The sequence below is a fragment of the Brachyspira catarrhinii genome, from assembly GCF_005518285.1.
Taxonomy (GTDB): Bacteria; Spirochaetota; Brachyspiria; order Brachyspirales; family Brachyspiraceae; genus Brachyspira; species Brachyspira catarrhinii.
Genome location: NZ_SJDU01000254.1, coordinates 1 through 3380, shown reverse-complemented (window position 1 = coordinate 3380; position 3380 = coordinate 1). Strand labels below are relative to the sequence as shown.

The window sequence follows — 3380 nt, the reverse complement described above, 5'->3', positions numbered from 1 at the left end:
AAAAATCTATGAATTTCAGAATATTGATGCAATTTTTTTACTAACTTTTTTGCTTTTTGAATCATATAATCAAAATAAGAATTCGTATCTATTTGTATATTATTATGTTCTTTAAAATCTGATCTAGTAATATTTTTATTTTTATTTATATCTCTAAAGTTTATATTATTATATAATAAATCACTAAAATTAATTATTTTATTAGAAATATGTCCTCCATCTGTACCTAATTTTTTATATTTACAACTTAATGGATTTAGAATTTTTGTAAATATACGTTTTGGCTCATACTCTTTTTTTATAGGAGTATTATTTTTTATAAATTCAATAAATTGATTTTTCAAATTGTAAAAATGAGTTTTATCTTGATTATTAAAAAAATCTTCAAACAAATAAAAAATATCACTATCTTTTAATACTTTTTCTAAATATAAAGTTAAAAATTCATATGCCTTTCTATCAGAACTAGCTATTTTATCTAATATATCAAAATCATATACTTTATAAATATTTCTATTTTTTTCTTTTCTCTCTAATAATATGCCAGAATAAGCAAGCATTTTTATAGGCTGAGAAAAAAATTTATCATATTCATTTGGAGCTGATTCTATATCAGGCTTATTAAAAATGTCTCTAACTATTTTATGACTATAGTTTAAATCATGTATATCTTTTATAGTAAAACATTTAGTAATATCATCTCCTAAAAATTCTATTATACATTCACTTATACAGCTTAATACATCTGGTGTAACCTTTTGATCCATAAATCTTGCATTATTTGTTTTACGTATATCATAATCTATATCAATATTATAAATCATAGCTAATTCCTAACATTTAATTTTTATATTTATTCTTCAAAATTCCAAAAAATTTAACTGAATTCGAATCTATATTCATAGTTCTAGTTGAATAATTTCTCGCTATTTTATAAAATCTATAAAATTCTGAACTACTAAAATAATCTAAATCATCAGAATCTATATATCTATCCGTGGTTAAAATAGCAACAGATCCATCAACTATGCAATTATTAGGTAGTATAGCTGCTCTTGGATAATATGTCAAGTTAGGCACTAATATAACTTGTTTATTAATATTTAAAAACTTACTAACTGCTAGACCATTAATATCATCAATAAACTTATCATATTTTGGAATATCTATAATACCATTATTAATTATATTTCTAGACTTTAATACTCTATATTTTCCATTATCTTTAAGAATCTTTTTAGTTATTTGTCTATCTCTAAAAACATTAAAAACTTTAAATTCCATTTTTTCATAAATAGAGTCAAAAAAACTATCTCTATATAAAAGCCAAATATCAAATATATTTTCTGTAATATAATATTGATGTTTCATTTCTCTATTTTTTTTATTATGATAATATATTATAGTTTTAGAAACATTAGTTGATTTTTTATTTTCTACTAAAAAGCTAATAGTTTCTATTTTTATGTCAAAAGCTTTTTCCCCATAATCTTTTATTATAAGAATTTTCTTATTATTCAATAGTTTTCTTAAATCGCTAAATTCTGGTGCACTCAAAATAGATTTTGGGGTTATAAAAAAAACAAATTCAGCAACATTTAATACTTTTTCTACAAAAAAAGCAAAAATATTATTAGTATTATTTAATGAAGATCTTTTTTTGTATTCTCTTAATAATTTTTTATCTTTTACTATATTCCCAAAAGGTGGATTACCTACTACAATATCGTACTTCTTATCTATATCATATAATAAGAAATCAGCATTAATAAAATTAAATGTTATATTATTATCATTAAAAAATATATTCTTTGCTATACTAATATTTTCAATATCAATATCCATACAATCTATTTCCAATTTTTTACCTTGATACTTATTAATTAATTGCGGTAAAAATGAACCTATACCACAACTAGGTTCTAAAATACGTATAACATCTTTATTTGAAAATTCAGGTAAATCTTTAATGATATCAAAGCATATGTATTGGGGAGTAAAAAAAGAGGCATTTAATTTTCTATCATTTTTACTCAATTCAACTATTTTTACAATATCATCAAAATATAATTTTTTATAATTCTCTTTTATAAAACTAACATAATCATTATTTAATATTTCATTAATATCTTTTTTATCTAAACATTTTTTATTTAATTCAAATATTATATTTTTTGATATTTCTTCAAATATAACTGATGGAACAGCCTCTCCTATACATTTACGTATATTAAGTTCATTTTGTTTTAAGAATAATTCTTTTTCAATTAAAGTTAATTTACTTAAATCATCTGAAGACCATTTAAAAGTTTTAGGTATATTCATCAATTCCATTAACTCTCTAATACTAAATACTCTATTATCTGTTGGATGTATGGTATTTTGTGAAGATAAAATATCATTTCTTGTATGTATACATGGACCTACTTTATCCCAATATTGCCTTTTATATTTATCCCCATTTTTATTAGTATTTTCAACTATAATTGAATTGATAACTTTATGAGGTCTTTTATTATACTCATCATTATCAAAAGCACTTTGACCTTCTTTTATATCTTTTATCCAATCAAGCATTTTTATATCATATTTTCTAAACTGATGAAATATGTCTTCATTATCAATTTCCCCCATTATTTTTAAACTTTTTAAACCTCCAATAACTTCGTGCAAAGTTTTCTCTTTAACATAATTAGGAAATAAATTTAATGGACTTATATTTAATTTTTTTTTAGCACCTATAACTAAAGTTCTAGTCCTACTAGAATTAGCTCCATAATTTTTAAAATTTACAACTTTTGAATAAATAAAATAATCTTCACCTAAATAATTATAAATTAATTCTGATATTTTTATATCATTTTCTCCATCAAAACATATTGTATTCAAAAAAGACGATACATTTTCAAAAATAAAAAAATTAGGTAATAAATATTTTGTTATTTTTACAGAATCTACAATTAATGAATTTCTATTTTTCTCATTATTTTTTTTATGATTAGCAACGCTCATACCCTGACATGGAGGAGTTGCTACAAGTAAAGTTAAAGAATCATTTCCTAATATTTTATTTACTATGTCGTATATATCCTGCTTTGTAGAATCTAAACTTAAGTCAGAACATATATAACCACTCTCATTTTCACATTTTTTATTAATTTTTTGTATTAATAACCTTTTATACTCTTTTTCTACTGTGGCTATACATTTAAATCCTAAATTATTAAGTTTATAACAACCAATTCCAGCACCACTGAAAAGACTAATATAACTTAATTCCATTTAATAACCCTTAGTTTATAATTATACTACAAAATATCGAAAAAATCTTATTAATTAATAAGATTTTTTACTTCGTCCCAGCTTAATTTATTTATGTC

At 21.4% G+C, this 3380-nt stretch carries 2 protein-coding genes; both read right to left on the bottom strand.

Going from position 1 to position 3380, the window contains the following annotated elements; translation table 11 throughout:
- Positions 1–824, bottom strand: an 824-nt coding sequence (locus EZH24_RS08950; protein WP_137998817.1) for a restriction endonuclease, incomplete at its 3' end; no start/stop codon positions are given.
- Positions 825–840: 16 nt separating this feature from the next.
- Positions 841–3282: a DNA cytosine methyltransferase gene (locus EZH24_RS08945; RefSeq protein WP_137998816.1), complete on the bottom strand. Its 2442-nt coding sequence runs from the start codon at positions 3280–3282 to the stop codon at positions 841–843.
- Positions 3283–3380: the final 98 nt, after the last annotated feature.

Coding starts and splice junctions, on each gene's coding strand:
- EZH24_RS08945 (WP_137998816.1), bottom strand. CDS start 3,282: ATGGAATTAAGTTATATTAGTCTTTTCAGTGGTGCTGGAATTGGTTGT.